Origin of the sequence: Kitasatospora sp. NPDC004669, from assembly GCF_040609455.1 — a bacterium.
Classification (GTDB): domain Bacteria; phylum Actinomycetota; class Actinomycetes; order Streptomycetales; family Streptomycetaceae; genus Kitasatospora.
Genome location: NZ_JBEXKB010000003.1, coordinates 59,132 through 84,450, shown reverse-complemented (window position 1 = coordinate 84,450; position 25,319 = coordinate 59,132). Strand labels below are relative to the sequence as shown.

The 25,319-nt window shown below is 72.9% G+C and carries 21 protein-coding genes; 15 read left to right on the top strand and 6 right to left on the bottom strand.

The genetic code is table 11. From position 1 onward, the window contains the following. Nucleotides 1–66 precede the first annotated feature (66 nt). Nucleotides 67–294 carry a hypothetical protein gene (locus tag ABZW30_RS03955; RefSeq protein ID WP_355669448.1) on the top strand — a complete coding sequence of 76 codons (228 nt, stop codon included), beginning with the start codon at nucleotides 67–69 and terminating at the stop codon, nucleotides 292–294. A 501-nt stretch (nucleotides 295–795) separates the two neighbouring features. On the opposite strand, the gene ABZW30_RS03950 is transcribed toward ABZW30_RS03955, so the two are convergent. Then, nucleotides 796–2,154, bottom strand: coding sequence for an MFS transporter (locus ABZW30_RS03950; RefSeq protein WP_355669587.1), 1,359 nt, complete (start codon nucleotides 2,152–2,154; stop codon nucleotides 796–798). Between the two features lie 218 nt (nucleotides 2,155–2,372). Between ABZW30_RS03950 and ABZW30_RS03945 the strand changes: the two genes are divergently transcribed. After that, nucleotides 2,373–3,251: a helix-turn-helix transcriptional regulator gene (locus tag ABZW30_RS03945; protein ID WP_355669586.1), complete on the top strand. Its 879-nt coding sequence runs from the start codon at nucleotides 2,373–2,375 to the stop codon at nucleotides 3,249–3,251. Between the two features lie 27 nt (nucleotides 3,252–3,278). Here the strand turns inward: ABZW30_RS03945 and ABZW30_RS03940 are convergent, their stop codons facing one another. Continuing rightward, entirely contained in the window at nucleotides 3,279–3,659 is a 381-nt protein-coding gene (locus ABZW30_RS03940; protein WP_355669447.1) for a hypothetical protein, read from the bottom strand. Next, entirely contained in the window at nucleotides 3,656–4,201 is a 546-nt protein-coding gene (locus tag ABZW30_RS03935; RefSeq protein WP_355669446.1) for a hypothetical protein, read from the bottom strand. Before ABZW30_RS03935 ends, ABZW30_RS03940 begins: the two co-directional genes overlap by 4 nt. A gap of 135 nt (nucleotides 4,202–4,336) precedes the next feature. On the opposite strand from ABZW30_RS03935, the gene ABZW30_RS03930 reads away from it, so the two are divergent. From ABZW30_RS03930 to ABZW30_RS03900, 7 genes are all read left to right on the top strand, one after another. Next, a complete protein-coding gene (locus ABZW30_RS03930; RefSeq protein ID WP_355669445.1) occupies nucleotides 4,337–5,563 on the top strand; it encodes a sensor histidine kinase in 1,227 nt (408 codons plus the stop codon). Then, nucleotides 5,551–6,195: a response regulator transcription factor gene (locus ABZW30_RS03925; protein ID WP_355669444.1), complete on the top strand. Its 645-nt coding sequence runs from the start codon at nucleotides 5,551–5,553 to the stop codon at nucleotides 6,193–6,195. The genes ABZW30_RS03930 and ABZW30_RS03925 overlap by 13 nt, the downstream gene beginning before the upstream one ends. Before the next feature lie 2 nt (nucleotides 6,196–6,197). Further along, nucleotides 6,198–6,971, top strand: a complete 774-nt coding sequence (locus tag ABZW30_RS03920) for a DUF4097 family beta strand repeat-containing protein (protein WP_355669443.1) — start codon at nucleotides 6,198–6,200, stop codon at nucleotides 6,969–6,971. 102 nt (nucleotides 6,972–7,073) lie between these two features. Continuing rightward, the gene (dusB, locus tag ABZW30_RS03915) at nucleotides 7,074–8,243 is read left to right on the top strand and encodes a tRNA dihydrouridine synthase DusB (protein WP_355669442.1); all 1,170 of its coding nucleotides are present in this window, start codon (nucleotides 7,074–7,076) and stop codon (nucleotides 8,241–8,243) included. Between the two features lie 564 nt (nucleotides 8,244–8,807). Beyond that, the gene (ppdK, locus tag ABZW30_RS03910; protein WP_355669441.1) at nucleotides 8,808–11,516 is read left to right on the top strand and encodes a pyruvate, phosphate dikinase; all 2,709 of its coding nucleotides are present in this window, start codon (nucleotides 8,808–8,810) and stop codon (nucleotides 11,514–11,516) included. Nucleotides 11,517–11,772: 256 nt separating this feature from the next. After that, complete coding sequence (locus ABZW30_RS03905; protein WP_355669440.1) at nucleotides 11,773–12,255, top strand: ribonuclease; 483 nt, start codon at nucleotides 11,773–11,775, stop codon at nucleotides 12,253–12,255. Between the two features lie 520 nt (nucleotides 12,256–12,775). Next, nucleotides 12,776–13,039, top strand: a complete 264-nt coding sequence (locus ABZW30_RS03900; protein ID WP_355669439.1) for a transcriptional regulator — start codon at nucleotides 12,776–12,778, stop codon at nucleotides 13,037–13,039. 104 nt (nucleotides 13,040–13,143) lie between these two features. On the opposite strand, the gene ABZW30_RS03895 is transcribed toward ABZW30_RS03900, so the two are convergent. Continuing rightward, the gene (locus ABZW30_RS03895) at nucleotides 13,144–14,139 is read right to left on the bottom strand and encodes a hypothetical protein (protein ID WP_355669438.1); all 996 of its coding nucleotides are present in this window, start codon (nucleotides 14,137–14,139) and stop codon (nucleotides 13,144–13,146) included. Between the two features lie 110 nt (nucleotides 14,140–14,249). Here ABZW30_RS03895 and ABZW30_RS03890 point away from each other — a divergent pair, with 110 nt between their 5' ends. Beyond that, nucleotides 14,250–15,515, top strand: a complete 1,266-nt coding sequence (locus ABZW30_RS03890; RefSeq protein WP_355669437.1) for an ADP-ribosylglycohydrolase family protein — start codon at nucleotides 14,250–14,252, stop codon at nucleotides 15,513–15,515. On the opposite strand, the gene ABZW30_RS03885 is transcribed toward ABZW30_RS03890, so the two are convergent. Continuing rightward, on the bottom strand, nucleotides 15,505–16,239 hold the full coding sequence (locus ABZW30_RS03885) for a GNAT family protein (protein ID WP_355669436.1): 735 nt from the start codon (nucleotides 16,237–16,239) through the stop codon (nucleotides 15,505–15,507). The genes ABZW30_RS03890 and ABZW30_RS03885 overlap by 11 nt on opposite strands. A gap of 688 nt (nucleotides 16,240–16,927) precedes the next feature. Here ABZW30_RS03885 and ABZW30_RS03880 point away from each other — a divergent pair. The 5 genes from ABZW30_RS03880 to ABZW30_RS03860 all read left to right on the top strand — a co-directional run bounded on the left by ABZW30_RS03880 (nucleotide 16,928) and on the right by ABZW30_RS03860 (nucleotide 23,777). After that, entirely contained in the window at nucleotides 16,928–17,872 is a 945-nt protein-coding gene (locus ABZW30_RS03880) for a PAC2 family protein (RefSeq protein ID WP_355669435.1), read from the top strand. 153 nt (nucleotides 17,873–18,025) lie between these two features. Beyond that, entirely contained in the window at nucleotides 18,026–19,015 is a 990-nt protein-coding gene (locus ABZW30_RS03875; protein WP_355669434.1) for an SGNH/GDSL hydrolase family protein, read from the top strand. 157 nt (nucleotides 19,016–19,172) lie between these two features. Continuing rightward, the gene (locus tag ABZW30_RS03870) at nucleotides 19,173–20,483 is read left to right on the top strand and encodes a deoxyguanosinetriphosphate triphosphohydrolase (RefSeq protein WP_355669433.1); all 1,311 of its coding nucleotides are present in this window, start codon (nucleotides 19,173–19,175) and stop codon (nucleotides 20,481–20,483) included. 65 nt (nucleotides 20,484–20,548) lie between these two features. After that, nucleotides 20,549–22,447 carry a DNA primase gene (dnaG, locus tag ABZW30_RS03865; protein WP_355669432.1) on the top strand — a complete coding sequence of 633 codons (1,899 nt, stop codon included), beginning with the start codon at nucleotides 20,549–20,551 and terminating at the stop codon, nucleotides 22,445–22,447. Between the two features lie 271 nt (nucleotides 22,448–22,718). Continuing rightward, a complete protein-coding gene (locus ABZW30_RS03860) occupies nucleotides 22,719–23,777 on the top strand; it encodes an RNA polymerase sigma factor (protein ID WP_355669585.1) in 1,059 nt (352 codons plus the stop codon). On the opposite strand, the gene ABZW30_RS03855 is transcribed toward ABZW30_RS03860, so the two are convergent. Beyond that, complete coding sequence (locus tag ABZW30_RS03855) at nucleotides 23,774–24,874, bottom strand: DUF2690 domain-containing protein (RefSeq protein ID WP_355669431.1); 1,101 nt, start codon at nucleotides 24,872–24,874, stop codon at nucleotides 23,774–23,776. The genes ABZW30_RS03860 and ABZW30_RS03855 overlap by 4 nt on opposite strands. Nucleotides 24,875–25,319 lie beyond the last annotated feature (445 nt).

Sequence of the window (25,319 nt, the reverse complement as noted above, 5' to 3'; positions counted from 1 at the left end):
GGCGGCCTCGCCGCCGACCGCCGGCTCGCGGCGGCCTGGCTGACACCCGTCCTCACCCTCGACCACGTGGCCCGCGCGCTCGGACGGGCCCAGGCGCCGACCCTGCTGGTCGGCGGGAGCGCCGACCGGCGGTGGGACCGCCGGATCGCCGACTCGACCGGGCACGAGGTGCTGGAACTGCCGGGCGCCGACCACGGCTTGGAACTCGACGGCGACCCGCTCGGCTCGGTCGACGTCCTGCGGCAGGTCGTCGAGCGGCTGGACCGCTTCGTGGGCTCGCTCGCCGCCCGCTGACCCCCAGGCCTCCTGGAGGAGCCCGGCGCACATGGACGGACGGGATTCCGTATGTGGTGGACGTGACCATTCGCGTGTTCGGCCGTGCGCGGAGGAACGGGTGAGTACGGTGGCCCCGACGCAACCGACACTCCTGGGGGAGGGCGAGTGGGCGAGGTCGAGGTCAGTCCCGTCGAGCTGACGGCATCGGCGGGTGTGGCACGCGCCATCGGTGAGGAACTGGCGAAGCCGTGCGAGGCCGCGATCACCGGCAGCCGCACGTCAGCCGGCCGGCAGCGCCAGGGCCTGAGCCGCTCATCGCCTCCGCCATCGCCCGCCCGCGTTGCTCGGGCGCGACGATGCTCCGGGCGTACCCGGCCGGCAGCGCCCGGAGCGGCCCGGCGACCGTTGGAGGGCTCGACGCCCTCGGCCGGTGGCAGCACGCAGAACGGCCTCGCGACCGGAAGGTACCGATCGCGAGGCCGTGAGCCGTCGCCCGGGGCCCCTCGGGGCCCGCCGGGCTCAGCCGATGGTGCGGGGCAGGCGGGTGGTCAGGTACAGGATGGTGAAGGACCCCAGCAGCTGGATGCCCAGGCACAGGGCGAGCGCCCGGTCCATGCCGAGGGTGGGGGAGAGGGACAGGTAGAGGGTGCCGAGGGTGGCGACGCCGAGGGCGAGGCTGGACTGCTGACTGGTGGCGAGGACGCCGCTACCGACGCCGGCCCGGGCGGCGGGCACCTTGGAGAGGACGACCCGGAACAGCGGGGTGCCGATCAGGCCCTGTCCGATGCCCGCGAGGGCGACGCCGGGGGCCATCCGCAGCGGCGAGAAGTGCGACCAGTCGGCGAGGATGGTCAGCGCGAGGGTGGCGAGGCCGGCGGCCTGGATGACGGCGCCGGCGCTGAGCACCCGGCTGCCCCAGCGGCCGATCAGGCGCGGGCCGGCCAGCGAGGCGGAGAAGTAGCCGACGGCCATCGGGACGAGCGCCCAGCCGGCCGCGATCACGCCGAGGTGGAGGCCCTGCTGGATGGCGACGGCGATGTTGAACATGAAGCCGCCGAAGCCCGCGAAGTAGGGGAGCGCGATGCCGAGGCCGCGCCGCATCTCGGGGATGCGCAGCAGGCTCGGCGGCACCAGCGGGGTGGCCCCGCGCTGTTCGGCCCGGTGCTCGACCAGGGCGAAGGTGACGGCCAGCACCGGGAACAGGGCGAGCATCAGCCAGGACCAGAGCGGCCAGCCGGCCGCGCGGCCCTCCATCAGCGGGATGAGCAGGGCCAGCAGGGTGGCGGTGAGCAGGACGGTGCCCGGCACGTCCACCCGGGCGGCCTGGGCGGCCTTGCTCTCCGGCACGTACCTGACGGCCAGCACCACGGCGAGCAGGGCGAACGGCACGTTCAGCAGGAATACCGAGCGCCAGCCGGTGCCGAACAGGTCGGCGGCGACCAGCATCCCGCCGAGCACCTGGCCGATCACCACGGAGATCCCGCCGACCGCGCCGTAGACGCTGAGCGCGCGGCCGCGCCGGGCGCCGTCGGTGGCGGCGGTGATGGTGCCGAGCACCTGGGGGATCAGCAGCGCCGACGAGGCGCCCTGGGCGGCCCGGGCGGCGACCAGCGACCACGCGTCGGGCGCGAGGCCGCAGGCCAGCGAGGTGAGCGCGAAGGCGGCGGCGCCGGCGACGAAGAGCCTGCGGCGGCCGAAGATGTCGCCCAGCCGCCCGCCGAGGACGAGCAGGACGGCGAAGGCGATGCCGTAGCCGGCCGCGACCAGCTCCAGGACGGCGGGTCCGGCGGCCAGGTCCTTGTCGATGGTGGGCAGGGCGACGTTGACGATGAAGAAGTCGAGCATCGGCAGGAAGGCCCCGAGCAGGACGGTGACCAGCCCTGCGGTGCCGAGGGAGGGCCCTGCGGTGCCTGAGGAGGGGGTGTGGGGAGCGGCTGCGGTGGTGCTCCGGGTCGGGGCCGGGGCGACGGCGAGTTGTTGAGTCACGGGTCATACGATCCGCCTCGCCATACCCTGGTACCAGAGTGTGGTTATCCAGGTATAAGAAGTACCTGGCAACAGGCTGCGGACTGCCGCATGCTGGGACCATGAGTCTGATGACCCCGGTTGCGCAAGCCCGCCCCGGCTCGGCCGCGCCGCACCGCAGCAACCCCGACGACGCCCGCCGACACGACCTGGCGGCATTCCTGCGCAGCCGCCGGGAGCGCATCGCGCCCGAGCAGGTGGGCCTGCCGATGACCGGCCGCCGCCGCACTCCTGGGCTGCGCCGCGAGGAGGTCGCGCAGCTCGCCGCCGTGGGGGTGACCTGGTACACGTGGCTGGAGCAGGGCCGGGACATCCAGGTGTCCACCCAGGTGCTGGACGCGGTGGCCCGGGCGCTGCTGCTGGACCCGAGCGAGCGGGCGCACCTGTTCACCCTGGCGGGCGCGGAGGACCCGGCGCCGATCCAGGACTGCCCCTCGGTGACCCCGAGCGTTCGGCTGGTGCTGGACCAGCTGGCGCCGTACCCGGCCGTGGTGCTCAACGCCCGCTACGACGTGCTGGCGTACAACGCGCAGTACACCGGCATCGTCGGCACGTTGGACGAGCTGCCGCCCGAGGACCGCAACCTGATGTGGCTGGCGTTCACCGACTCGCACTTCCGTGACGTGCTGATCGACTACCGGACCGAGCGCCTCGGCATGGTGGCCCGGTTCCGCGCCGCGATGGCCGACCACTCCGCCGAACCGGCCTGGAAGGCGCTGCTGGCCCGGGTGCGCAAGGCGTCACCGGACTTCGAGGAGGAGTGGCAGCGGCACGAGGTGATGCGGCCGAGCAACGGGATCAAACGCTTCCAGGTGCCGGGCGTGGGCCTGCTGCGCTGCGAGTACACCAACTTCTGGCTCAGCCCCCGGCTCGGGACCCGTATCGTCAGCTACACCCCGCTGGACGAGGAGACCCGGGCGCTGATGGACAAGCTGCCGACGAGCCTCTAGACCTCTGGACCTCTGGGCCGTCGCCCGCTAGCCGCGTATCGCCTCCCGCCCGAGCAGCAGGCACATCACCGCCAGCGGCAGTTCGACGCAGAACGCCATCACCAGCGCGGCCAGCACCGCGTGCCCCGGCCCGGCGAAGGCGATGTCGGCCAGCGCGTCCCCGGCGAGCAGCAGGGCCACCGCCGCACCCGCCCACAGCGCGGCGGCGCTGCGCCGGAGCAGCAGCGCGTCCAGCGAGAGCAGGCCGGCGAACTCCAGCAGGTCGAGCACCACCCACGAGGTCTCGTGGTTGACGGCCAGGATCATCAGCCAGGGCAGCAGCGCCACGGCCGCCATCCGGGGCACCCGCCGGAAGCGCTCCGGCAGGACGTACGCCGGAGCGCCGGCGGAGAGGACCGCGATGCTCATGCCGCACCCCCGACCGGAACGACCTGCCGCTCCCGCACCCGCTGCAGCGGCAGCCGCTCGGCCGGCCCGCCCGCCGGGTGCTCGACCAGCACCGCGTCGAACGACCCCTCGGCCCAGGCGAGCCAGAAGCTCCCGGCCACCGTGACCACCTCGGCCGCCGCAGACGCGCGGACCGTACGGAACAGCCGCCGCCCGCCGGTGAACACCACCGAGGGCGCCGCGCCGTCCGCCGGCAGCCGACCCCAGGCGAACACGTGCGAGCGGTTCCCGGCGGCCGGGCTGCGCCGGGCACCGCGCACCAGCTGCGGCGTGAGCCGGGCGGCGACCAGGACGTCGGCCAACTCGCCGTGCTGGTACACCTCCAGCGCGGCCCGGCCGCGGCCGGACCCGACGCTGCGGACGGACCAGGGCCCGGCCCCGGCCGGCAGCGCCCCTTCCGGCCCCGACGCCGGGCGGAGCGCGCCCCCGGGAACACCCCCGTGGTTCCCGGGGACGGGCCGCCCGTGCGGCGGGGTGGTGGAGTGCGATGCGGTGCTCGTCATGCCTCCAAGCCTTTCGTGCGGAGAGGCCTCCTGTCGGTGGTGCCCCACACCGAATCGGGGGTGTAGCTAGCTACACCCCCATCGGGCACCCCCCTTCATGGCGGTCCTTGATCACCGGGCCCTACGCTGTCGGCCATGCCCTCCACCACGTTGCGCCGAGCGCTCGTCAGGAGCCTTCGCCGCCCGCCGTGGTCGGCCGAGGTCTGGCGGGACACCCGCTTCATAGCGGCCGGAATACCCATGGCCCTGCCGGTCTGGCTGGCCGTCACCGAGTCCAAGCTGCTCTTCCCGGTCCTCTCGGTCGTGCTGCTGTGCGCCCGTCCGCTGACCGCCGCCCAGCGCGGCCGGCTGCGCGCCCTGTACGGGGTGGAGGTGCCGCCGCCACGCCCCGGCGACGCGCCGACCTGGCTGCTGGGCCGGCTGCGCCTGGTGCTGACCTGGCGCCAGACCGTCTACCACCTGGCGGTCGGCCCGGTGCTCGCGCTGGGTTCGGTCGCGGTGCTGTACGCCTGGGGCGCCGGCCTGGTGCTGGCCACCGTGTACGCCTGGATCTGGCTGATGCCGGTCGGCACCTCGCTGCGCCTGGACCTGACCGGGTACGACGTCCTGCTCACCCTCGCCGGGGTGCTGCTGCTGGCCGCGGCCCCCTGGCTGGCGGCGCTGACGGCCTGGCTGGAGGTCCGCGCGGCGCAGCTGCTGCTCGGCCCCAACCGGGCGGAGCAGCTGGAGCAGCGGGTCGAGGAGATCGCCGAGAGCCGGGCCGGGCTGGTCGACGCGGTGGACGCCGAGCGCCGCCGGATCGAGCGCGACCTGCATGACGGCGCCCAGCAGCGCCTCACCTCCCTGGCGATGAACCTGGGCCTGGCCCGGCGCACCCTCAAGGACGTCCCGCCCGAGGTGATGCAGGTGATCGTGGACGCGCACGAGGAGGCCCAGGCCGCCATCGACGAGCTGCGCGACCTGGTCCGCGGCCTGCACCCGGCCGTCCTGGAGGACCGCGGCCTGGACGCGGCGCTGTCCGGCATCGCCGCCCGCGCCCCGCTGCCGGTGCGCCTGGACGTCGACCTGTCCGCCCCGATCGCCCCGACCGTCGAGGCGGTCGCCTACTTCACCGTCTCCGAGGCGCTCACCAATGTGGCCAAGCACGCCCGCGCCAAGCAGGTCGAGGTGTCGGTGCGGACGGCCGGCGGCCGGCTGCGCCTGATCATCAGCGACGACGGCGTCGGCGGCGCGGACCCCTCGCGCGGCACCGGGCTCACCGGTCTGCGCAAGCGCGCCGCCTCGGTCGACGGCACGCTGTCCGTTCTCAGCCCCCTCGGGGGCCCCACCACCATCACCGTGGAGTTGCCGTGCGCGCTGTGATCGCCGAGGACTCGGTCCTGCTCAGGGTCGGCCTGGTCAAGGTCCTGGAGGCGGTGGGTTTCGAGGTCGTGGCCGCCGTCGGGGACGCCGTCGAACTGCTGGCCGCCGTCGAGGAGCACCGCCCCGGGGTGGTGGTCGCGGACGTCCGGATGCCCCCGGGCTTCACCGACGAGGGCGTCAAGGCCGCGATGGTGATCCGGCAGCAGTGGCCGGAGGTCGCCGTGCTGCTGCTCTCCCAGTACGTGGAGGAGCGCTACGCCGCCGACCTGCTGGCGACCAACACCAGCGGTGTCGGCTACCTGCTCAAGCAGCGGGTGGCCAATGTGGACGACTTCGTGGACGCGCTGCAGCGGGTCGCCGAGGGCGGTACCGCGCTGGACCCGGAGGTGGTGGCCCAGCTGCTGGTGCGCCGCCACCGGGACCCGCTGGAGAAGCTGACCCCGCGTGAGCGGGACGTGCTCTCCCTGATGGCGGAGGGCCGCTCCAACGCGGCCATCGCGGCCTCCCTGGTGGTCAGCGACAGCGCGGTGGCCAAGCACATCAACTCGATCTTCACCAAGCTCGAACTCCCGCCGGCCGACGACAGCCACCGCCGGGTGATGGCGGTGCTGCGGTTCCTGGAGGTCGGGTAGCAGTGGGCGGGGGAAAGCCCTGGCGGGTCACCGGGACGCTCGCGATCGTCCTGGTCATGCTCGGCGCGGGGCTGCAGACCTGGTCGGTGGTGGCGCAGCAGCGGACCAGCACGACCCGGGCGTACGACGTCGCGGTCCACCAGGTCCGGCTGGAGACCGGCAGCGCCCAGGTCCGGGTGCACCCGGGCCGGGAGGGCCATGTGGTGGTCCACCAGCGGCTGGACTGGATGGTGCGCAAGCCGGTGGTGTCCACCACCATCGTCGACGGCGTGCTCACCGTGGGGATGCACTGCCGACTGGTGCTGCCGTTCGCCGACTTCGGCTGCGGCGCCGAGATCGAGCTGGAGGTGCCGGCCGCGACCGAGGTGACGGGGTCGGTCAGCTCCGGCTCGGTCTATGTGGAGGGCCTGAGCGGGAGCGTGCGGATGGAGCTGACCTCGGGCGAGCTGCTGATGGTGGACACCTCCGGCGAGGTGTGGGCGCGTGCCACGTCCGGGGTGGTGCAGGGCACCAACCTGAGCGCGCAGAAGGTGGACGCGCGGACCACCTCGGGTTCGGTGGAGCTGACCTTCGCCAAGGCACCGCACGAGGTGGACGCCCGGGCCGTCTCCGGCTCGGTGAACATGGTCCTGCCGAAGGACAGCGGCTACACCTTCTCCACCGACATCGGCAGCGGCAGCGGTCAGATCGATCCGGCCCTCGCGGACTCCAACAGCCGGAACAGCGTCCACACCCAGGTGGCCTCCGGCTCGGTCACGATCAGTTCGGCGCAGTGAGCGGGCGCCTTCCACAGGCGCCCCCTCAGTAGGGGGAAGAGGCGGCTCACCCGGGTGGGGGACAATGGAGAGTCCCGTCCCCCTACCCGAGGTCAGCCGCGCATGACAGCCACGCCCGCACCCACCGCGTCCGAGACCGACTTCGCGCCGCTGGACATCGGCCCGATCCAGGTGTGGCCGCCCGTCGTGCTGGCGCCGATGGCCGGCATCACCAACGCGCCGTTCCGCACCCTCTGCCGCGAGCAGAGCGGGGGCAAGGGCCTGTACGTCTCGGAGATGATCACCACCCGGGCACTGGTCGAGCGCAACGCCAAGACCATGCAGCTGATCAAGTTCGACCCGAGCGAGAAGCCGCGCTCGATCCAGCTGTACGGGGTGGACCCGGTGACCGTCGGCAAGGCCGCCCGGATGATCTCGGACGAGGGCCTGGCCGACCACATCGACCTCAACTTCGGCTGCCCCGTCCCCAAGGTCACCCGCAAGGGCGGGGGCTCGGCGCTGCCGTACAAGCGCAACCTGCTGCGCGAGATCCTGCGCGAGGCGGTGGCCAACGCGGGCGACCTGCCGGTGACCATGAAGATGCGCAAGGGCATCGACGACGACCACCTCACCTACCTGGACGCCGGCCGGATCGGCGCCGAGGAGGGCGTGGCCGCGATCGCCCTGCACGGGCGCACCGCCGCCCAGCACTACGGCGGGACGGCCGACTGGTCGGCGATCGCCCGGCTGCGCGAGTCCGTCCCGGCGCACATCCCGGTGCTGGGCAACGGGGACATCTGGTCGGCCGACGACGCGCTGCGGATGATGCGCGAGACCGGCTGCGACGGCGTCGTGGTCGGCCGCGGCTGCCTGGGCAGGCCGTGGCTGTTCAGGGACCTGGTCTCGATCTTCGAGGGCGACGTGGACTACGCCCGCCCCGACTTCGGCTACGTCGCCCGGGCGATGGTGCGCCACGCGCAGCTGCTCGGCGAGTGGCTGGGGGACGAGGCGCGCGGTGTGATCGACTTCCGTAAGCACGTCGCCTGGTACACCAAGGGCTTCTCGGTCGGCTCGGAGCTGCGGGTGAAGCTCGCGGGCGCCTCCTCGTTGGCCGATCTGGCCGAGACCCTGGCCCAGGTGGAGCAGACCCAGTCCTGGCCGATCGGCGCGGACGGCCCGCGCGGGCGCACCAGCGGCAACAACCGGGTGGTCCTGCCGGAGGGCTGGTTGGACGATCCGTACGACTGCGCCCGGCCGGGCGCGGACGCCGAATCGGACACCTCTGGCGGATGATCTGTCCGTAGTGGCGAAATCGGCCTTCTCGGCCCGGTCGCCAGTCGGTCCCGGCCCTCTTGTCCATTCTGGACAGGAGGGCTCCTTTTCGGCGTCCGAATGTCACGGAGCGAGCACATTTCTGGACGGAGTGCGACGATCGGCGGAGGCGTTCTACGTTCGGCCCGTGGGATGTGCTGGTGACGCTTGCCACACGCGGTGGCGACTGACGGTAGGTCAGTGGACGAAATGGACAGGTCTACTGTGAATCGCTTCCCGAAGCCGGTCGAGCGTCGATCGGGCGATCCGGGTGCAGGAAATCAAGCCGGGGCAACGCGACGGACGCACGACCGCTACCCAGCGTCCGAATCGGGCGATCTTCGGGTGTCATTGCGTTCAAGACTTGAAGGCTTGCTAGCGTCAGGCGGACGATTTCACCAACAGAGGTGAACGCCTTTATGTGCATTCGATCTAGCGGGTTACCCCTGGGTACCGGCCTCGTGTGGCCTATTCAGGGCAGAGAAGTGCCTTCGAAATGGGTATGTTCTCCGGCGTCAGGGCAACCGCGTACGAGGAGACCGACCCGTGCCGTCCCAGCAGAAGTTTGTTTACTCCTTCACTGAAGGAAACAAGGACCTCAAGGATCTTCTTGGCGGTAAGGGCGCGAACCTGGCCGAGATGACCAATCTGGGCCTCCCCGTCCCTCCGGGGTTCACCATCACCACCGAGGCCTGCAAGGTCTTCCTGGAGACCGGTAGCGAGCCGGCCTCGCTGCACGAGGAGATCAGCGCCCACCTGGACGCCCTCGAGCAGGAGATGGGCAAGAAGCTCGGCCAGGCCGACAACCCGCTCCTCGTCTCGGTGCGCTCCGGTGCGAAGTTCTCCATGCCCGGCATGATGGACACCGTCCTGAACATCGGCCTCTCGGACGCCTCGGTGGTCGGCCTCGTCGCCCAGTCCGGCAACGAGCGCTTCGCCTGGGACTCCTACCGCCGCCTGGTCCAGATGTTCGGCAAGACCGTGCTGGGCGTCGACGGCGAGCTGTTCGAGGAGGCCCTGGACGGGGCCAAGCACGCCAAGGGCACCGTCAACGACCTGGACCTGGACGCTTCCGACCTCCGGGAACTGGTCGAGGTGTTCAAGGGCATCGTCGAGCGCGAGACCGGCCGGGCCTTCCCGCAGGACCCGCGCGAGCAGATGGACCTCGCCGTCCACGCCGTCTTCCACTCCTGGAACGGCGACCGCGCCCGGCTGTACCGCCGCCAGGAGCGCATCCCGAACGACCTCGGCACCGCGGTCAACGTCTGCACCATGGTCTTCGGCAACCTCGGCGAGGACTCCGGCACCGGCGTCGCCTTCACCCGCGACCCCTCCACCGGTGCCCAGGGCGTCTACGGCGACTACCTGTCCAACGCCCAGGGCGAGGACGTCGTCGCCGGCATCCGCAACACGCTGCAGCTGTCCGAGCTGGAGAAGCTCGACAAGAAGTCGTACGACGAGCTGATGGCGATCATGCAGAAGCTCGAGAACCACTACCGCGACCTCTGCGACATCGAGTTCACCATCGAGCGCGGCAAGCTCTGGATGCTGCAGACCCGCGTCGGCAAGCGCACCGCCGCGGCCGCCTTCCGGATCGCCGTCCAACTGGTCGACCAGGGCCTGATCGACCTGGACGAGGCCCTGATGCGGGTCACCGGCGGCCAGCTGGCCCAGCTGATGTTCCCGCGCTTCGCCCCGACCGCCGAGTCCAAGCAGATCGCCTGGGGCCTCGCCGCCTCGCCGGGCGCCGCGATCGGCAAGGTCGTCTTCGACTCCTACACCGCCGTCAAGTGGTCCCGCTCCGGCGAGAAGGTCATCCTGGTCCGCCGTGAGACCAACCCGGACGACCTGGACGGCATGATCGCCGCCGAGGGCATCCTCACCTCGCGCGGCGGTAAGACCTCGCACGCGGCCGTCGTCGCCCGCGGCATGGGCAAGACCTGTGTCTGCGGTGCCGAGGAGCTCGAGGTCGACACCAAGGCCCGCAAGTTCACCACCTCCGACGGCCTGGTGGTCCACGAGGGCGACGTCGTCTCGATCGACGGCGCCACCGGCAAGGTCTACATCGGCGAGGTGCCGGTCCTGCCGTCCCCCGTGGTCGAGTACTTCGAGGGCACCCTGCACGCCGGCGCCGACGTCCAGGGCGGGCTGGTCCAGGCCGTCCACCGGTTGATGTCGCACGCCGACGGCCGCCGCCGTCTGGCCGTGCGCGCCAACGCCGACAACGCCGAGGACGGCTCGCGCGCCCGCCGCTACGGCGCCCAGGGCATCGGCCTGTGCCGCACCGAGCACATGTTCCTCGGTGAGGAGCGCCGCAAGGAGGTCGAGCACCTGATCCTCGCGGACAACGACAAGGACCGCGAGCTCGCCCTCTCGACCCTGCTGCCGCTGCAGAAGGGCGACTTCCTGGAGCTCTTCCAGGCGATGGACGGCCTGCCGGTCACCGTCCGCCTGCTCGACCCGCCGCTGCACGAGTTCCTGCCCGACATCACCGAGCTGTCGGTGCGCGTCGCCCTCGCCGAGGCCCGCAAGGACCCGAACGAGAACGACCTGCGCCTGCTCCAGGCAGTGCACAAGCTGCACGAGCAGAACCCGATGCTCGGCCTGCGCGGCGTGCGCCTCGGCCTGGTCATCCCCGGCCTGTTCGGCATGCAGGTCCGCGCCATCGCCGAGGCCGCCGCCGAGCGCAAGCTGGCCGGCGGGGACCCGCGTCCCGAGGTGATGATCCCGCTGGTCGGCACCGTCCAGGAGCTGGAGCTGGTCCGCGACGAGTGCGAGCGGGTGCTCGCCGAGGTCGCCCAGTCCACCGGCGTCCACCTGGACATCAAGCTCGGCACCATGATCGAGCTGCCGCGCGCCGCGGTGACCGCCGGTCAGATCGCCGAGGCCGCCGAGTTCTTCTCCTTCGGCACCAACGACCTGACCCAGACCGTCTGGGGCTTCTCCCGGGACGACGTGGAGGCCTCGTTCTTCACCGCTTACCTGGAGAAGGGCATCTTCGGGGTCTCCCCGTTCGAGACCATCGACCGCGACGGCGTCGGCTCGCTGGTCAAGCACGCCGTCGAGGCCGGCCGGGCCACCCGCCCCGACCTCAAGCTCGGCGTCTGCGGCGAGCACGGAGGCGACCCGGACTCGGTCCACTTCTTCCACGAGGTGGGGCTGGACTACGTCTCCTGCTCCCCCTTCCGGATCCCGGTGGCGCGCCTGGAGGCCGGTCGCGCCGCCATCGAGTCGGCGGGCAGCGACTCGCGCTGAGAGGGTAGGCATCCCCTACTCAAGCGCGGGTACGACTGACCGCTCACCCTCCCGTCGGGAGGGCGTACACCGGAGCTCGGCGCAGGAGAACCGGCGTACGTAACACGGCCGGGCGGGGACGGACAATGGCGTCCGTCCCCGCCCGGCCGTACGTCTGTGCACGGCCGCGCGTGGCACCCGGCGTGGCACCCGGTGTGGTCTCGGCCACGTGTGTAGCGGACCGGGCCGGCCACCGTCGCCTGCCAAGCTGGACCGCATGACCAGAAGCAAGAGCCCGCTCGTCGTCGTGGCCGTCCTGATCCTGGCGGTCCTCGCCGGAGCCGGCTACCTGCTCGCCGGCAAGGGTGGCAGCAGCCACCCCAAGGCCGCCGCGAGCGCCGCCACCACCGCGGCGAAGCCCTCGGCCCCCAAGCCCTCCCCGCCGTCCGGCGGCAGCTGGGTCCCCGCCGACCCGGCGCTGGCCGACGTCTGCCGCACCAAGCTCCCCAGCCAGGCCCAGGACACCCTCACCCTGATCGCCAAGAACGGCCCCTACCCGTACAACCGCGACGGCATCGTCTTCGAGAACCGCGAGAGCCGCCTGCCGAAGAAGGCCGACGGCTACTACCACGAGTTCACCGTGCTCACCCCGGGCTCCAACGACCGCGGCACCCGTCGGGTCGTCACCGGCGGTGCGGGCGAGCAGTACTGGTCCCCGGACCACTACGCCACCTTCCAGGAGATCGACCCGCGCTGCTGAAAGTACTTCCGATTCGGAAAGTAGACGCCGTAATGGAATTACTTCCGCTGCCTGTCGACTGGTACGTTGGGCGCGCCCGACCGGCGAAAGCCAAGCCGAACCGGGTGACGAATCCTGCGACGGCAGGTTAAACACGTTTCCCACACCGGGCCTCGGCCCGGCGTCGCCGGGAGTGGCTCGGAGACGGAAAACGCACGTGGAGCCGGTGTCAGACCAGGCGCAAGCCAGGCAGTCGGCGACGAAACGTGAACCGTAGTCGTGTCCGAAAGGCCGCGAACGGACCTTCCGGGCAGAAACGTCCGGATTGCTGAGGCTCCCTGGGGGCCGACGCAACGGGATTCCATGAGCGACTCCATGTCTGCCAACTGGATCGCCGTCGAGGCGCTGCGCCTGGCCAATCGTGCCAGGGCAGCCGTCTGGTGGCGGGCCGGGCTTCCCCACTGGAAGCGGGCCGCCTGATAATTGAGGTCGACTTAGCTCCGTCCTCGACCCGCTGCTCCAGCACCCCACCCGGCTGACCGTGCTCGCCTTCCTCGGTGCCTGCAGGGAAGCCGAGTTCGGTGCCGTCCGGGACCACTGCGAGGTCTCCGACTCCGTCCTCAGCAAGGCCGCCGCCGCCCTCGAAGAGGTCGGCTACCTGGCCGTCAAGAAGGGCTACGTCGGCAAGCGCCCGCGCACCTGGCTCGCCGCCACCCGCGAGGGCCGCGCGGCCCTCGCCGCCCACCTCGCCGAACTCCAGCGGATCGTCGCCGCAGCCGAGGCGGCCGGGGCCCGACACGCCTGAACTGCCGACGAGTTCATCGCATCGGCCACCGGCGGATCGGGCCCGGGCGGCCCCGGTGAGGGTCTACGACCGCACCTCCGTCGACAGCCGGGTCCGCGTCGAGGTCACCGCGCCCGCCGCCAGGTGATCCGGCCGTGCGGGCCGTGCGGACCGGTGGTGACCAGGGCGGTCAGCTCGTGCAGCACCGGGGCCGGGTCGCGACGCAGCTGGACCGGGGTGGTGCGGACCACCGGCAGGCCGGCGGCGGTGAGGCGGTTGGCGCGGGCGAGGCCGCGTTCGTGGTCGGCCGGGCGCAGGTGGTAGGCGCGGGAGTCGATCTCCAGGGCCGCGCAGGCGTGCGGCCAGTAGGCGTCCGGGACGGCGAGGAAGCGGCCGTCCAGGAAGAGCACCGGGTTCCACAGCGGCTCGGGCAGGCCCGCGTGCGCGAGCACGTCGCGGGCCTCGCCCTCCACCACCGAGCGCACCCCGGCGGTCAGGTCCTCCACCACCCGGGCCACCTGCGGCATCGCCAGCGCACCCGGCCGGGCCAGCAACTGGTCCAGCAGCTCCCCGAGTTCGCAGTGCCGCCGCTGGACGGCCTCGGCACACAGCGCCCGGAACCGGCGCGGTCCGGTCCCCTCCGGCGCGAGGTCCGCCAGCGCCCGCGCGACCGTGGCGCTCCACAGCCCGTCGTCCCGCTCGTAGCCGCCCGGCATCATCCCCGACGCCCGGTGGACCCGGACGAACTCCCGGTCATTCACCCGACGTTGACCCGGAATCAGGACATCGACCTCGGCCAGGTCGGCCGGGTGCCCGGCGCTCGGCAGCCCGGCGTCCGCCAGCACCGCGAACCCGGTCAGCAACACCTCCCCGGGCTGCGGTTGCCGCCCCTTCGGGCTCGCGTACGCCAGGGCCGCCCGCAGCTTCTGATGTGTCGTCAACCTTCCGCTCTGCAAACAGATCACCCGCGGCAGCACCTGTTGCCAGGGTCCGCCCGGCCGCAGCCGGTGGGCGATGGTGCCGGAGGGCACGCCGAGCCGGCGCAGCTGCGCCCGGGTGGCGATGTGCTGCTGGTCGGCGCCGAGCAGGACGACGGGGTCGAGGGGGTTCGCGCGGGTCATGCCCCGGGTGCTGCCCGCCCTGATCGGAGGTATGCGAAGAGTCCCTCGTCGGGGGAGTCCGGGCACGGAGGTTGACGAAAGGGCGGTTGAGCGGCTGTGCTTGGCGGCACATGATGACCGAACCCGACGGCCCGGCGCTCGACGCGCTCAACGGGCTCTCCGTAGGCGACGCCCTCGGCGCGCAGTTCTTCGTCCCGGAAACCGCCCGGGCCCACTTCGTCTCCCGCACCGAACCGCCCGGCCCCTGGCCGTGGACCGACGACACCGAGATGGCCTGCTCGGTGTACGCCGCCCACCGCGAACGCGGCGCGATCGACACCTTCGACCTCACCCACGCCTTCGCCCGCCGCCACGACTTCGACCGCGGCTACGGCCCGGCCGCCAACCGGATGCTCCGGCTGATCCGCGAGGGCGGCGACGCCGAGACGCTGGCCGCCGAACTCTTCGACGGCCAGGGCTCGTACGGCAACGGCGCCGCGATGCGGGTCGCCCCGCTGGGGGCGGCGTACGCCGATGACCTGGACGAGGTCATCAGGCTGGCCGCCCGGACGGCGGTGATCACGCACACGCACCCGCAGGCGGTGGACGGGGCCATCGCCGTCGCGGTCGCGGCGGCCCTGGCGGTCGGGACCCGGACCGAGGGGATGGCGCCGAAGACCTTCCTGGGTGAGGTCGCCCACCGCACGCCGCTGGGCGCCGTCCACGAGGGCCTGGTCGAGGCAACCCACCTGCTCGCCGAGCCGGACCCGCTGGTCGCCGCCAAGGTGCTCGGCAACGGCAGCCGGACCTCCGCCGCCGACACCGTCCCGTACGCCCTGTGGTGCGCCGCCCGACGGCTGACCGACTACCGGGCGGCCGTGTGGGAAGCGATCGCGGCGGGCGGCGACATGGACACCGTGGCTGCGATCACCGGGGGAGTGGTCGCCGCGCACACCGGCACGCGCGGCATCCCGGCAGCCTGGATGGCTGCCCGCGAACCGCTCCCGGCCTGGGCGTTCCCGGAACCGGGTGGCGTCACCGGTGGCCGGGGCCGCGCGGACATGCTGGTTCCGCGCCGGCATCCCGTCCCCGACGTGGAGTGGACCGACGAGCAGTGGCAGCGAATCCGGGCCGGGAGGCACACGGACGCGCTGGACCACCGCTGGGCGGTGCACACCCACGATGGTTCGGTCAGGATCTGCCGCCCGAAGGACGGCCATCCGGTCTGGGAGGTTGCGGTCACCCGGGTCCGCGGCGGCTGGCGGCCGGTCTCGGCGATCGCCGAGACGAGCCACAACCGTTGGTCGGTACTGCCTGAGGACCCCCACGGCGCGGCGGTCCTCACCTGGATCCTGAAGACCGCCGCCACCGGCGGACGGTGGCCGCTCAGGCCGTGATCATCAGCTGCCCGGCGCCGCTGCCGCCCTGTCTAAGGCACTCCTGGTTGATCGCCGGATCCGGGGCGCTCGGCGAGGTGGCGGCGGCGATCCGCAGCTCGATGATGTCCCGGACGGCCGGCCACTCGGAGTCCAGGATCGAGTAGAACGCGGTGGAGCGCACCACCCCGTCCAGCCCGCGCGAGTGCGCCCGGCGGACACCCTCGGAGGTCGCACCGAGCCGCTCGATCGCGGCCCGCGAGCGCAGGTTGCGGGCGTCCGCGCGCAGCGAGATCCGCTGCACGCCCCAGGTCTCGAAGGCGTGCCGCAGCATCAGCAGCTTGGCCTCGGTGTTGATGCCGGTGCCCTGGGCGCGCGGCGAGAGCCAGGTGTTGCCGATCTCGGCCGCGTCCGGGACGGCCGTCTCCGGATCGCCGAACGGCACGCCGGGCACCGGCGGCCACACCATCGGGCCCTGCCAGTAGTCGAGTTCCAGGAACCGGGTGGAGCCGACCACCCGGCCGTCGGCGACGTTCACCGTCGCGAACGGCAGCGACCGGCCCGCTGCCTGGTCGGCGAGCGCCCGCGCGATGTAGTCGCGGGCGGCTTCCAGGCCGTGCGGGACGGGGGTGAAGGCGTAGGTCGTACGGTCCTCGGCGCCGGCCGTGGCGATGGCCTCGGCATGGTGCGCGGCGAGGGGCTCCAGCCGCACGGTGCGGCCGGTGAGGATGACAGGTACGGGCACGGAACCTTCGGTCCTTCATCGGTCGTAGGGTGCCTCCCGCACCGGGTGCGGTGCGGGGTGCGGTGGACTGACTTCGCCCCGCTCCGGTCACCGCCCTCCGGGTACCCGTGTACGCCGGAGGATTCCGGTCGGGCGGGGCGGGGGGCGGCGGCCCGGAACGGGCGGCGCAGGGTGCCGGAACGGACACGGGTCCTCGGACCGGTCCGGCGGGAAGTGCGAGGGGACAGTGTGCGTCCGCGAATGGCCGAGAAGGAAACGAGTGCGCGAAGGGAAGCAGGCGGCCAGATGAAGGCAAGATGCGTCGTGGGTGGCTGCCCGAGCACCGATCCGGGTCGTGATCGACGGCGTTACGGACGACGTGACGACGACGCGACGATTCGAGGCAGCGAGAGGACGATACCCGCCAGAAGGCAATGCGTCACTTCGCGGCACGCGAATGGCGGTGCGGGCCGATCCGACGCGCCCCGGAACGGCCCTCTGCACACCCGTGACCAGGGGCTTTTCCTTCGGGTGCGATCATGGTCCGGAGCGGTCGGCGGCGGCCCCCGGGCGAGCCGCCCGCCGGGCGGTCCGCCCGTTCGTCCGACGGGCCGTTCGCCGCAGCGGGAATTCCGACGCGGCCCGGCACGCTGGAGAGGACGAGAAGCCGGACGGACCGGGACGAGCAGAGAACGGGGATGGGTGCGCGGTGCGTGACTTCCAGGGGCTGTACGAGCTGGATCAGCAGGGCGTGGCCGCGGTGGCCGCGGCCACCACGGAGCTGCGCGACACCGGAGCCGGCCTGGTGCTGCTCCACCACTTCGAGGGCTTCATGGACGCCGGGGAGGCCGGCGGCCAGGTGGTGGCCCACCTGCTGGAGACGGGATCGCCGCAGGTGGTGGCCCGCTTCGACCACGACCGCCTGGTCGACTACCGGGCCCGCCGCCCCGCGATGGTCTTCGACCGCGACCAGTGGACGTCCTACGACCCGCCGGAGATCCTGCTCCAGCTGGTCCGCGACGCCGCCGGCGCGCCGTTCCTGCTGCTCAGCGGCCCCGAGCCGGACGTCGAGTGGGAGCGTTTCGCGCGCGCCGTCCGTGAGCTGGTCGACCGCTTCGAGGTCCGTCTCGCCCTGGACTTCCACGGCATCCCGATGGGCGTGCCGCACACCCGCCCGGTCGGCCTGACGCCGCACGGCAACCGGCTCGACCTCGCCCCGGGCTACCCGCAGTGGTTCGAGCAGGCGCAGGTCCCCGGCAGCGCCCAGGCGCTGCTGGAGTACCGCCTCGCCGAGGCCGGGCACGACGTGCTGGGCTTCGCCGTGCACGTCCCGCACTACGTGGCCCGCTCGGCCTACCCGGCCGCCGCCGTGCTGATCCTGGAGGCGGTGCAGTCCGCCACCGGCCTGGTGCTGCCCGGCCAGCAGCTGCGCGAGCGGGTCGGCGAGGTCTACGCCGACATCGAGGAGCAGCTGGCCCAGGGTGACGGCGAGTTGCGCTCGGCGATCCGCGGCATGGAGGGCCAGTACGACGCGGTCGCGGGCGCGGAGGGCCGGGAGAGCCTGCTCGCCGAGCCGGTCGACCTGCCCTCGGCGGACGAGCTGGGGCGGCGCTTCGAGGAGTTCCTCGCCGAGCACGAGCGCGGCGCGGAGTAACGGCGGCGCGGAGTGCCGGCGCGGAGAAACGGCGCGGAGTAGGTCCTCCCGGCCGGGAGTCATCGGCGCCGCCGGTACGTTGGACCCTGAGGTGCCCGGGGGCCGGGCCGCCGTACGGAGCTGCCTGTGACTCGTACGTCCGGGGGGGAAGCCATGCCGAGGACCACACGTCCGACCATCGCCGTGACGGCCGGGCTGGCCGCCCTGATGCTGGCCGGATGCAGCGGTGGGGGCGGTTCGGACGGTTCGGGGTCGGGCTTCGCGGGCGCGCCGCCCGGCCGGGCGGCCGCCGAGGCGACCCCGACACCCACGCTGACGCCCACCGGCCCGTACGTGGCGCTCGGCGACTCGTACACAGCCGGGATGAAGATCGCCCCGCAGGTCGGCGAGCCGAGCGGCTGCTTCCGCTCCGGAGTCAACTACCCCGCCCTGGTGGCGAAGGCGCTCGACCTGGCGCCCGCGCAGTTCCGCGACGTCAGCTGCAGCGGCGCCCGCACCGGGGACCTGCGGGCCCCGCAGAAGACCGACGGCGGGCCCAACCCGGCCCAGCTGGACGCGCTGACCCCGGCCACCCGGCTGGTCACCGTCGGGATCGGCGGCAACGACGCGGGCTTCATGCAGGTCGTCACCGAGTGCGCCAAGGACAACCTGGTGGACGCGGTGAAGGGCCTGGTCGGCGACGACCGCGCGGACGCGCCCTGCCGGAAGCACTACTCCTCCGGCGGCAACGACCAGCTCCAGGCCCGGGTGGACGCGACCGGGGAGCAGGTCTCCCAGGTCCTCCAGGAGATCAAGCGGCGCTCCCCGCAGGCCCGGGTCTACGTGGTCGGCTACCCGGCGCTGCTCCCGGCCGACCCGACGCGCTGCGCGCCGGTGCTCGGCCAGGCGGTCGCGCCGTCGGACCTCGGCTTCCTGGTGGAGAAGGAGCAGCAGCTCAACGGGATGCTCAAGAAGCGGGCGGAGGCCGCCGGGGCGGTGTTCGTGGACACCGCGGGCCCCTCGGCCGGGCACGACATGTGCGCGGGGGAGGACGCCCGATGGGTCGAGCCGCCCTTCCCGACCCGGGGGCTGGCGCCGGTGCACCCCAATGCCAGGGGGCAGGAGGCGCTGGCCGCCGCGGTGCTGAAGGCCGTCCGGGGCTGAGCGCGCCCGTGGGCGCCCCCGGAACCGGACCGTCCGGGTACGAGCGATTCGTGGGGGCGGACACCGGCGCGCCACCCACCATTCACGCCCCGGCCCGCGCCCCTTCGCGCGCGGCACACCCCGCGTGTCGGAGGCGCGGCGTACCGTGAGGCCTCATATGGACGACACCACGCACCGCCTCGCCGCCCCGCTCCCGTACGACCACGCCGCCGAGGCCCGCTGGGTCCCCGAACCGGACAAGCGCCCCGGCCGTACGGCGTTCCAGCGCGACCGCGCCCGGGTGCTGCACTCGGCGGCGCTGCGCCGGCTGGCCGGTACCACCCAGGTGGTCGCCCCGATGCGCAGCGACTTTCCGCGCACCCGGCTCACCCACTCGCTCGAATGCGCCCAGGTCGGGCGGGAGTTGGGCGCCGCCCTGGGCTGCGACCCGGACTTGGTGGAGACCGGCTGCCTGGCCCACGACATCGGCCACCCGCCCTTCGGCCACACCGGCGAGGAGGCCCTCGACCAGGCCGCCGAGGCCTGTGGCGGCTTCGAGGGCAACGCCCAGTCGCTGCGCATCCTCACCCGGCTCGAACCCAAGCGCTTCGCGCCGCCGGAGGACCAGCCCGCCGCCCGGCTCGCCCCCTGGCCCGGCCGCAGCGTGGGCCTCAACCTGACCAGGGCGGCCTTGGACGCCGCCACCAAGTACCCGTGGACCAAGGGCGCCCACCCCACCGACCCGGCCTCGCCCAAGTACGGCGTCTACGCCGACGACCTGCCGGTCTTCCGCTGGCTGCGGGCCGGCTCCCCGGCCGGGCGCAAGTGCTTCGAGGCCACCGTGATGGACTGGTCCGACGACGTGGCCTACTCCACCCACGACGTCGAGGACGGCCTCCAGGCCGGCCACATCGACCCGGCCGCGTTGCGCGCCCCGAGCGAGCGCGCCGAGCTGTTCAAGGTCGCCGAGCGCTACGCCCCGGACGCCGAGCCGGAGGAGCTGGCCGCCGCCCTCGACCGGCTGCTCGCCCAGGACTGGTGGCCGAACGGCTACGACGGCACGGCGCGCGCCCGGGCCGGGCTCAAGGACCTCACCAGCCAGCTGATCGGCCGCTTCTGCCTGGCCGCCGAGCAGGCCACCCGCGCCCGCTACGGACCGGGCCGGCTCACCCGCTACACCGCCGAGCTGGTGGTGCCGAGGGGCGTCCGGCTGGAGTGTGCGGTGCTCAAGGCGGTCGCCGTGCGCTTCGTCATGCAGCGTGACGAGCAGACCCAGCTGCGGGCCCGCCAGCGGATCGTGATCGCCGAGCTGGCGTACGTGCTGACCCAGCGCGCCCCCGAGGGGCTGGACCCGGTGTTCGCGGCGATGTACCGCGAGGCCGAGGACGACCGCGCCGCCCTGCGCACGGTCATCGACCAGATCGCCACCCTGACGGACGCCTCGGCCTTGGCCCTGCACGCCAAACTCGTCGGCGCCGCCTGGGCGTGAGCGCGGAAGTGGCACCGGCCGCGCACCACGGCTCGAAAGCCCGGCCGCCCCAGTAGACTTCCGGGGTGGCCGGGCGGATCAGGGACGAAGACGTACAGGCGGTGCGCAGCGCACTGCCGATCGACGCGGTGGTCGGCGACTACGTACAGCTGACCAACGGTGGCGGCGGCGAGTACAAGGGCGTCTGCCCCTTCCACGACGAGAAGTCCGCCTCCTTCTACGTGAACCCCGCCAAGGGCGTCTTCCACTGCTTCGGCTGCCAGGAGAACGGCGACACCATCGCCTTCCTGATGAAGATCGAGCACTTCACCTTCGCCGAGGCCGTCGAGCGGATGGCCGCCCAGGCCGGCATCACCCTGCGCTACGAGGAGGGCGGCTACAGCCCCCGCCACCAGCAGGGCGAGCGGACCCGCCTGGTCGAGGCGCACAAGGTGGCCGCCGCCTACTACCAGGAGCAGCTGGCCTCGCCGGAGGCGGAGATCGGCCGCCGCTTCCTGGCCGAGCGCGGTTTCGACGAGGAGGCCGCGAAGACCTTCGGCGTCGGCTACGCCCCCGCGGGGTGGGAGCACCTGGTCCGCTTCCTGCGCGGCAAGGGCTTCACCGACAAGGAGATCCTGCTCGGCGGCCTGGCCTCACAGGGCCAGCGCGGCGGTCTGATCGACCGCTTCCGGGGCCGGCTGGTCTGGCCGATCCGGGACATCGCGGGCGAGGTGGTCGGCTTCGGCGCCCGTCGCCTGCGCGAGGACGACAACGGTCCGAAGTACCTGAACACCCCCGAGACGCCGATCTACAAGAAGTCCCACGTGCTGTACGGCATCGACCTGGCGAAGAAGGAGATCGCCAAGTCGGGCCGCGCGGTGGTGGTCGAGGGCTACACCGACGTGATGGCCTGCCACCTGGCCGGGGTGACCTCGGCGGTGGCCACCTGCGGTACCGCCTTCGCCGAGGACCACATCAAGATCATTCGCCGGCTGCTGATGGACACCTCGCAGTACCGGGGCGAGACGGTCTTCACCTTCGACGGCGACGCGGCCGGCCAGAAGGCCGCCCTGCGCGCCTTCGAGGACGATCAGAAGTTCGCCGCCAAGACCTCCATCGCGGTCAGCCCGGGCGGCATGGACCCGTGTGAGCTGCGCCTGGCCCACGGCGACGAGGCGGTCAAGCAGCTGATCGACAACCCGGTCCCGCTGTTCGAGTTCGCGCTGAACTCCGTGGTGGCCCGGCACCGGGTGGACACCCCGGAGGGGCGTTCGGCGGCCCTGGAGGAGGCGGCCCCGATCGTCGCCAAGATCAAGGACCGCTCGATCCAGCACGAGTACGCCGTCCGCCTGGCCGGCATGCTCGGCATCCTGGACGAGCCCTTCGTGGTCCGCCGGGTCGGCCAGCTGGCCCGCTGGGACCGCGAGCGCCAGCAGAACCCGCGCGGCTCGGCCGCCCAGCGCCGCCCCGAGCCGGTCCAGCCCCAGCGCCCCACCTTCCGGCTCAACCCGCGCGACCCGGCCCAGTTCGTCGAGCGCGAGCTGCTCAAGCTGGCGCTCCAGCACCCGGACCTGGTCAGCCCGGCCTTCGACCACTACGGCGACGACGAGTTCCCGACCCCGCCGTACACCGCCGTCCGGCAGGCCATCGCCAAGGCCGGCGGCGCCGCGTACGGGGCGACCGTGCCCGACTTCACCGGCGCGGTGCGCGAGGCCTCCCCGGACGACCAGGTGCGTTCGCTGGTGACCGAGCTGACCGTCGAGCCGGTGCGCTCGCGCCGCAAGGCGGACGCGGTCTACGCGGGGGAGTTCCTGGTCAAGCTGCGCCTGCTGGCCGTGGACCGGCGGGTCAACGAGGTCCGCGCCTACCTCCAGCGGCTCGGCCACCGGGCCGACGCCGAGCAGCTGCACGCGGTGCAGACCGAGCTGTGGCAGCTCCAGCAGTACGGGCAGCAGCTCCGCAGCCGGGGCGCCGCGGCGCTGTAGAACCTTCCGGGCCTGCTGCGCAGAAAGTCGGCGCACGAGTCTCGGCCACGGAGCGTGGCGTACCGCACACTGGAGGGCGTCCCACCTCCGTACAGCGCGGGTCCGCCAGAGTCGCGCCCGCCCCGAGGGGATGCCCGTGGACCAAGGCCTTGCCGCAGCGACCACCGCCAGTAGACGAACCGGACCCGCCGAACCGGCCGGGGAGCAGGAGACGGACCACAGTCGGGCCGGGGCGGCGCCCCCGGACGGCGCCCGGGTCCCCGCCCAGGGCCTGCCGGAGGGCCACCCCGACAGCCCGGACCCGGACCCGGCCCCGGAGCCGGAAGCCGGGTCCAACGATGAGTCCGAGTCCGAGTCCGAGTCCGAGTCCGACGACGAGGACGAGTCGCCCGAACCGGCCGAATCCGCCGAAGGCGGCGGCCCGGCCGCCGACCTGCTGCGCCAGTACCTGCGCGAAATCGGCCGGATCCGACTCCTCACCGCCGCCGAGGAAGTCGACTTGGCCCGCCGGATCGAGGCCGGCCTGTTCGCCGAGGAGCGGCTGAACGGCGACCCGCCGCCGCCCGATCCGCTGGCCCGCGAGCTGGACACCCTGGTGGTCCTCGGCCGGATCGCCAAGCGCCGCCTGACCGAGGCCAATCTGCGCCTGGTGGTGTCCGTCGCCAAACGCTACGTCGGCCGCGGGCTGACCCTGCTGGACCTGATCCAGGAGGGCAACCTCGGCCTGATCCGGGCGGTGGAGAAGTTCGACTACGCCCGCGGCTACAAGTTCTCCACCTACGCGACCTGGTGGATCCGGCAGGCGATGAGCCGGGCGCTGGCCGACCAGGCCCGGACGATCCGGGTGCCGGTGCACGTGGTCGAGCTGATCAACCGCGTGGTCCGGGTCCAGCGCACGCTGCTGCAGGAACGCGGCGTGGAGCCGACCGCGGCCGACATCGCCACCGCCCTGGAACTCACCGAGCAGCGGGTGCGCGAGCTGCTCCGGCTGGCCCAGGAGCCGATCTCGCTGCACACCCCGGTCGGCGAGGAGGAGGACGTCGCGCTCGGCGACCTGATCGAGGACGCCGACGCCGCCTCGCCCGCCGAGTCCGCGACCTTCCTGCTGCTGCGCCAGCACCTGGACGCGGTGCTGGCCACCCTCGGCGAGCGGGAGCGCCAGGTCGTCCAGCTCCGCTACGGGCTGGACGACGGGCGCCCGCGCACGCTGGAGGAGATCGGCGCGGTGTTCGGTGTGACGCGCGAGCGGATCCGCCAGATCGAGTCCAAGACCCTGGTCAAGCTCCGCGACCACGCCTACGCCGGGCAGCTGCGCGGATACCTGGACTAGCCCGCGGACGCGGACGGGGACAGGGAAGCAGACGGGGACGGGCTCGGCGAGGCCTGGGCCGGATCGGTGGCCGAGGGCCGGACCGGGCTCGCCGAGCCGCCCGGCGTCTCCGAGGCCCCGGTGCCCGGGGGCGGCGAGGCGGTACCGACCGGGACCGGGGTGGAAGCCAGCACCGAGGCCAGGTCGACGACGGTCGCGGTGCAGTCGTGCCCGGCCGGCTGGTAGCCGCAGACCTGGAAGCCGACCCCGGGGAGCGCCGCGTTCAGCATCTTCGAGTAGTTGTCGTAGCCCCAGTGGATCAGGGCCGTCTCGCTGTCCCCGTTGCTGTCGGTGATCACCGCGTAGTCCTTGGGCTCGCCCTCGGTGATCGCCGCCCAGGCGGCCTGGCACTTCTGGCTGTAGCGGAGGTAGACGACGACCTTGCCGATGACCTGAGTCCGCAGCGTCCGGGCGTCCGCGCCGCAGCCGGTCTCCTGGGGGTTCTTGTGGGCGCAGCCGACGGCCTGACAGACGGGCTCGGACGGGACGGGGTGGGCGGTGGAGACGGCGGGCGGGGTCGGGGCGTCGGCCGCCGAGGCCTGGTCGTCGTGCCGGGTGACTTGCAGGCCGATCAGTACCAGCAGCAGCCCCAGCACCGCCGCACCCGAGACCAGCGCGGCCGGCCGACGCCACCAGGGGACGGCGGGCTCGTCGGCCGGCTCGGCCGCCGGCTCGTCGCTCATCGGCTCGTCGGCCGTGGGCTCCCCGGCCGGATCGGCCGCCGCGGGCTCGTCGACGGAAGGCGTGGCGACGGAAGGCGCGTCAGCGGCCAGGACCCCGGCCGTCGGCTCCGCGGCGGGCTCCATCGCCAGCCGCCACAGCCGTCGCAGCTCCGCGGCGTCGCACTCCACCGCCCCGACCAACGCCTCCAGCGCCTGCTCGGTCACCACCCGCTTGCCGTTCAGCCAGCGCTCCCAGGAGGCGCGGCTGTAGTGGGTCCGGGTGGCCAGCTCGGACAGCGAGAGGCCGGCGCTGTCCTTGATGGCCCGGAGTTCCTCCACCAGCCGTCGGGCGGGTCGGGGCAGCTCCTCGGGCAGTTCTTTCCAGGCGAAAGCCAATGCGGCCCTCCAAGGTCGCGAGACGGGACGGGGGTCAGGACGGGAGGTGCGCGCCCGGCCCGGGCCGTTCGGTATCCCGCCTTCTCCAACCTCAGCGGCCTGGTGTCTCAAACCCCAGGTCACGGCGTTGAGACGGACGGAAGTGTCTCACAACCCCCCGGAACGCTCGAACAGTCATGTGTTCGTCGTGCAGAGTTCTCTGGCCGGTGCGTTTTCGCCGCCCCGGCCGCTTCGTTCGGGCCCCGGCCGGTCGGCCGCGGTGGCCCGACACCGGGTCCCGGATACCCCCACCGGTCGGGGCAGCCTCGCGGGGGGAGGCTGCCCCGACCGCCGGGACCCCCGGTGGGGGGGGGGGGGGGCCCCCCCGCCCCCCCCCGCCCCCCCCCAGGAGGTCGGCAAGAAAAGTGTGGGATCACCGGCCCCACCCCAAACCCCAAAACAAAAA